This is a genomic window from Solibacillus sp. (assembly GCF_040273735.1).
In the GTDB taxonomy this organism is placed as follows: domain Bacteria; phylum Bacillota; class Bacilli; order Bacillales_A; family Planococcaceae; genus Solibacillus.
Genome location: NZ_JBELZM010000036.1, coordinates 1 through 5,914 on the forward strand (window position 1 = coordinate 1; position 5,914 = coordinate 5,914).

The 5,914-nt window shown below is 35.0% G+C and carries 12 protein-coding genes; all 12 read right to left on the minus strand.

The window, feature by feature from the left end:
* On the minus strand, positions 1-817 hold an 817-nt coding region (locus ABS917_RS18715), incomplete at its 3' end, for a hypothetical protein (RefSeq protein ID WP_350480401.1).
* A gap of 33 nt (positions 818-850) precedes the next feature.
* Positions 851-1,156, minus strand: a complete 306-nt coding sequence (locus ABS917_RS18720) for a hypothetical protein (protein WP_350480402.1) — start codon at positions 1,154-1,156, stop codon at positions 851-853.
* A 30-nt stretch (positions 1,157-1,186) separates the two neighbouring features.
* On the minus strand, positions 1,187-1,348 hold the full coding sequence (locus tag ABS917_RS18725; protein WP_350480403.1) for a hypothetical protein: 162 nt from the start codon (positions 1,346-1,348) through the stop codon (positions 1,187-1,189).
* Positions 1,349-1,359: 11 nt separating this feature from the next.
* Entirely contained in the window at positions 1,360-1,812 is a 453-nt protein-coding gene (locus tag ABS917_RS18730) for a GNAT family N-acetyltransferase (RefSeq protein WP_350480404.1), read from the minus strand.
* Between the two features lie 23 nt (positions 1,813-1,835).
* Entirely contained in the window at positions 1,836-2,018 is a 183-nt protein-coding gene (locus ABS917_RS18735) for a hypothetical protein (protein WP_350480405.1), read from the minus strand.
* 124 nt (positions 2,019-2,142) lie between these two features.
* Positions 2,143-3,015, minus strand: a complete 873-nt coding sequence (locus ABS917_RS18740) for a pirin family protein (protein WP_350480406.1) — start codon at positions 3,013-3,015, stop codon at positions 2,143-2,145.
* A 65-nt stretch (positions 3,016-3,080) separates the two neighbouring features.
* Positions 3,081-3,503 carry a VOC family protein gene (locus ABS917_RS18745; RefSeq protein WP_350480407.1) on the minus strand — a complete coding sequence of 141 codons (423 nt, stop codon included), beginning with the start codon at positions 3,501-3,503 and terminating at the stop codon, positions 3,081-3,083.
* A gap of 55 nt (positions 3,504-3,558) precedes the next feature.
* Positions 3,559-4,032, minus strand: a complete 474-nt coding sequence (locus ABS917_RS18750; protein WP_350480408.1) for a helix-hairpin-helix domain-containing protein — start codon at positions 4,030-4,032, stop codon at positions 3,559-3,561.
* Between the two features lie 130 nt (positions 4,033-4,162).
* A complete protein-coding gene (locus tag ABS917_RS18755; protein WP_350480409.1) occupies positions 4,163-4,660 on the minus strand; it encodes a GNAT family N-acetyltransferase in 498 nt (165 codons plus the stop codon).
* A 27-nt stretch (positions 4,661-4,687) separates the two neighbouring features.
* Complete coding sequence (locus tag ABS917_RS18760) at positions 4,688-5,041, minus strand: peptide ABC transporter permease (RefSeq protein WP_350480410.1); 354 nt, start codon at positions 5,039-5,041, stop codon at positions 4,688-4,690.
* 11 nt (positions 5,042-5,052) lie between these two features.
* Positions 5,053-5,511 (minus strand): SRPBCC family protein, encoded by a 459-nt coding sequence (locus ABS917_RS18765; protein WP_350480411.1) that lies wholly within the window; start codon positions 5,509-5,511, stop codon positions 5,053-5,055.
* A 188-nt stretch (positions 5,512-5,699) separates the two neighbouring features.
* A partial coding sequence (locus ABS917_RS18770; RefSeq protein ID WP_350480412.1) for a GNAT family N-acetyltransferase occupies positions 5,700-5,914 on the minus strand: 215 nt, incomplete at its 5' end.

Consider the following 5,914-nt stretch of genomic DNA (forward strand, 5'->3'; position numbering starts at 1 on the left):
TTTTTATTCTATCTTCAAAATCTGGATTTCCCCAATAAAGCATTGCATTTCCAATACCTTCTACGTCTACTAAATACTTTACTAAAAGATAAGCAATGTAATAACCAAGCCGGCTATAGCCAAAAGTTTGACCACCTTTAATCGAGAACCATTCTTTAAATATTGTAGCTGATGAATTTTGATATAAATCTTTTTGAAAAGCATCAATAATGATTTTTGTATTTTCTTCACAATATGAAAGCCACTCTGGGTCGGGTTGATAAGCAAAATAAATATCTTTGTCTGCATTTACTATTAAAGTTGAAAGATAAGTTGCTACACCCTCTTGCAATAGCCAGGTGAACGGGTTATACCAATGTATATCTTTTGCATCTATCCCATTATGTGTAGTGAAAAGATGATGGGCTGCATGGCCAAATTCATGTGCAATTATTACATTTAGGCCATCTTCATTCGGTTCAAACTTTTCAACACAAAAAGCAATATGAGGATCCATGGAACGATAAGTATACGCATTCGAACCACCTAGACCGACAAAAATATAAACATCTTTAGAAAATATTATCGAAAACCGCTTTTCGTATTCCTTTGTAATTTGAGGTGTTAGCGATTTTAATTTGTCTGTAATCCAGTTCATTTGCTCAATCTTATTTGGATGGGTTTCTAACGCCTTTTCAAGTTTCAGTTCTTTATTGTGACAATGGTTATCAAAGTAATAACTATAAATTTCAGGATGTTTGTTAAAATAACTTTCGTAGTACTCTTTTGAAGGTTCATACTGATTTAAAAATTTACTTGCCAGATCGTATATTTTCAAGAAGATTTCTCCAATCATTTATAAATATTACTATCAATCAAATTCAACAAAATCCCCAACCTTACATTCTTCTTCGCGATTCGCGATTTCTCCATCGTTATCTATGCTTACTTCAAAAATAATCATGTTCAATGCCTCTCTCATTGATTCTTCATTTAATCCTTTAGAATAAAATACAAATTCCTGAGCATGCTTTACGACATTCTCCCCCTCATTATTTTGTTCACTACCACCTCCAAACCAATACCGGTCTGTAGCGTCATATGAATCGATCGCTTCTTTCCAACTATCGCTAAATGTAAAATCAACTTTGTGGCCGGCTACATTATTTACTTCCACGTTAAATGTAAATTTCCTGAAATTATCAATTTAGGAATTTTCTAATCCATGCGTTCCGACAATCTCAAATTCATCCTCAGTCAACTTTGAGATTGCGGCTTCAACTGTTGTATTAGGTTCTGCTTGGAAACTGCATGCAGTAGTTATGAGCAGTATGGAAAACAAACAGTATAAGAATGCGTATTTTTTCATACTTATCCTCCCTATAACTCTTTCGACAACCTAATCATATCGATACACTGGATGCCATTCTCGTATATTTCTTCGGAATAATGCTTAATAAAATAGTTATGATCAACTGAAACAATTCGAAAACCGCATTTTTGATATAACGCCAATTGCCCAATGCTTGAATTTCCCGTACCAATTTCAATCGTCTTATACCCCTGTGTTTTGGCTACAAGAATGGCATCATTCACTAATATTTTCCCAATCCCTTTTCCCTGATGAGCTTCGGCTACTGCTACATTGACAATTTCCACAGTTTTCGGTCTTGTCGGTAACAGGACATAGACGCCAATGATTTGCTCTTTACTTTCAGCTATAAAACACTCACCCTTTGCTACATAATCTTCCACGATACTTTTTGAAGGGTCCGCCAATAGCAATAATTCCATTGGCACTTTTTCGTGTTTTTCCAGCTTTTTAATCTCCACACTTATCCCCCATTATTTCTCGATTAGTTTTGTTTATTAATATCTTTTTCAATATCTTCATTACTTAATTTAGTTTTTTCTTCCTCAATCTTATATTTATTTTTAATTAAAATTCCAAGTTCCGAATAATTAATCCCATGCTTTACCGCCAAAAATACAACGATGTACAGCAAAAATCCTAAAAAGGCAAATGATAATAAATCCATGAAATCCTCTCCTTATATTATAAATTTTACCATATTGAAGAATCAAACTTGCTAAAAATAAAAACCAGATGGCTCAATTCCATCTGGTTCATTGTACCGTTTGCTATTAATTGCTAATTAGTTTTTACTTTTTCACAGCTGGCGGGCCAAATCCACCTAGCTGTAAATCACGGAATGCTTCTCTAATCTCTTCTTTTGTATTCATCACAAAAGGTCCACCTAGAGCAACTTCTTCTCTAATTGGGACACCTGAATAAATCAAAACTTTAGACCGTGTTGATGCTTTAATTTTTAATTCGCTTGAATTGGCTTCTGAACCATTTTCGTTAAATAAAATCGTTGCCGCTCCCGTTTTCGTTATTTTTGTCTTGCTTTCCCCAAATTCCATCTCTCCCGCCAACATAAACAAGAATGAATTATGGTTTTCGGGTAAAACATGTGTGTATTCAGCACCTTCACGAAGAGTAATTTCTGTCATCGTAATAGGAACTAAACTTTGCATAGGTCCTGTTACACCTGCAATATTCCCTGAATAAACTCGAACGAATCCGCCATCGGTATTAACTACAGGTGCATCTTCAACAAAAATATTTTGATAAGACGTTTCTGTATGCTTTAATCTTTTCGGCAGATTTAGCCATAGCTGCAATGTATGAATCAAGTCATCCTCGAACGCTTCTTCTGCATGTCTAGCTGCCCAACCGGCATTCATATATTGGACATCCCCGGCATTTAAAATGCTGTAACCGCCAGCATTATCAATATGTTCTAGTCTGCCATCTACAACATATGTTACAGTTTGAAAGCCACGGTGTGGGTGATCAGAGAAAACACCACGCTTATACCAATCTTCTGCCATTAAAATAAAAGGATCGAATTCAGCGTTTCGATCAGGGTGAAGAATGAATCCTTGTTGCACATGTGGATAGCCATTTTTGTTATACTCTGGGTACCAAAAACTTTTAATATCTCTTTGAAAAGCTGCATTAGTTGCCAATTCTATTCCTCCCACCAAGGTTACTATGAAAATGTTCTATTAAGTTGAAATCTACCACTTAAAGTTTATCTCATTTTCTCGGCTAACTCTAAAATTATGCCTTCCGGTCCCTGAACAAAGCATAATTTATATATACTATTGTAGTTTTGGATTTCACTAATAATTTCCGCGTCTTGCCTTTTTAATTTAGCAACGACCTTTTCAATGTCTTCAACAGCAAAGGCAATATGATTTTTTGAAGATTGCTGAATACTTTCTATTTTTGAGTCTATATGAAACTTGACAAGCTCCAAATTTGCCTGGCCATCCGACATCCCCAAAAGGACAATCGTTGCTTTCACATCAGTAAACCCGATGATTCGCTCTGCCCATTTACCATCCACTTCCCCTTCACCAAGAACTTCCAGCCCAAATTCAATGAAAAACTTCTTAACCGCCGTAAGATCGTTTACTATAATACCTACATGATCTATTTTGTGAATTTTCATATTTAGTCCCCCATCGGTTCTGATCTTTCTTAATAGCTCTGTATATACTACTCAATCAGCTTTTAGCTTTCTTATCATGCCAAGGTGTCGTTGGCCTTGAATCAGGGTATCCATTTAACTCCCGATATTGTTTCCGTTCATCCGTAAAATGCCACCAACTTTTTTCGCTGTTTGAATAGTTAGCATGATGTACAATACATCTTAATGAATCTTCTACACACGGGTCTTCCCAATAACCGAACTGTTCCTCCAATCGATTAGTTAAATCAGCACCATCTTCGTTTTTCAACTCTTCCAAAGAATAATAACCCAATTCAGTAACCCATTGAGCCAACTTCGGTCCAATTGAAGGGATCGCCTGGAATTGAGCTAGTCCACGCAGATACTTGGCACGTTCGTAAGTTGATTGTAAACATGCTGTTAATTGTTGTATATCCATTAGAGCAATTTCATTTAATTTCACTTTGCACTTTCTTAAATTCATTCTTTCTTCAGATGTTAAAGGAAGCTTTGGAGTGGACTTTTTCATCTATATTCACCTAACTTATACTTAATTTATATTTCAATTATTTACTAGTTCCATTATAATGGAAAATTCTGATATTGAATAACCGAAAAATAAAAAGAGGATTTCACATTAAATTGAAATCCCTCCAGAATTAATCCATATTTTCTTGCTGTTTGATCATGTTATACCAGCTAACTCCGCCATGCTGTGATTCAGAAATGCCATGGTTTACAAAGCCGAGTTTTTCATAAAAAAGAACCAATTCCTGTTTGCATGTTAAAGTAATTCCTTGTCGTTCATTTTCTTTTACCAACTGCTCCATTTTATTGATTAAGATTCGAGCGATACCTAGATTCCTCGCCTTTTTAGAAACAGCTACTCCCAATATACTTTGGTATCCGCCTTTATTAGGATTTTCTTTAATTTCTTCAAAAAGGTCATCCGTTATGTATAATTGAGGAATTACCGGACCGTTAATATAACCAACAATCACTCCATCTTTTTCAGCAACAATAAACGTATCCGTGATCAGCTTAATTCTTTCCACAAATGCTTCCCTTGTTGCAGCCTCTTCATTTGTAAAGCCTTCATTCTCAATGACGACCAGCTCTTCTAAATCTGACTTTTGCACATTTCTTAATGTAATCATGTATTGCCAACTCCTTTTTATAGCCATTTACTTATTTTCTAATTTTCGTTCGAGTGCCTCAACTTTCTTTAATTGACGACTTTTTCTTTTTAATCTCTTGCTTACTAAAAATAAAATCAGATTATAAATGCTGAAACAAACGATTGTAAGGATAGCCTTATTATTCAAACTAATTTGTTCATATCCGCTATGGTAATTAATATGTACTTCAATCCCTTTGTAGATGAACCAAATAGCAAGAGTTATTAAACAATATAAAATAATTAAGAAAATATAGTGACCGTAAAATATGATTTTGTTGTGTGAAGAACCAAATCTTGCGGTATATAAAAAAAGACTTCCATAAACAAGCAACATGATAATGATTTCAGAGACTGACATTAACGCCCCCCTTATAATTCATTACTTTCTGCAAGCATTTTCAATTCTGCCGATCTTTTTTTAATGAAGCTTTCCATATAATTATACAAAAATAATTTGTCAGCAATACTCCCTAATGGACCGAATGGCGACTTATATTCAAACATGTCGATCATTAAAGTGCCGTCTTTTTCTTCTACAAATTTGTGAGTATGGGTAAATGATTTGAATGCGCCTTTTACCATTACGTCCACAAATATAGTTGGCTGCTGCATATGTGTTACCTTTGCCGTCAGTTTTTGCTTAATACCAAAGTGAGTAGCTTCCCAAGTAACGGAATCACCTTCATTTAATAAGCCATGTGTTACCCCACCAACAGCTTTTTCCTTCGTTTTCGCCGTCGTTTTTATAAGAATATCGACGTTTCTGGCAAGATCAAAACATCCATCTATTGGTGCATATATAAACTGCTTGTGTATAATAATCGGCATCGGAACTCTCCTAATTTATAATTTAACTCTGAGGTAAGCCTATTACCTACTATATTTATCCACAGTAATTTGAATGATAGAAAGAATCAAGAGACCGATTGTCGTCCAGAATGAAAAGAATAAGGCGTCCCGCAATTAGTTTCCAACAGCTTTTTATGTTTTATATTTTTCACTCCTGTCCAATCAGATTATATTTTCTTCTCAAAGTAGGTTAAGGATAATTGTTGATTTACTTGGACTTCCTTCGTGATTCGAAATCCATTCTTCTTATAAAGAGTAACAGCTGGCGAATTTTTGGAACCAGTTGCTACTGTTATGGTCATTGTATCGAACTGACCTTCAATAAAAGATAACAGTTTCTGTGCGATTCCTTTACGGAAATGGTCCGGATGAACGATTAATC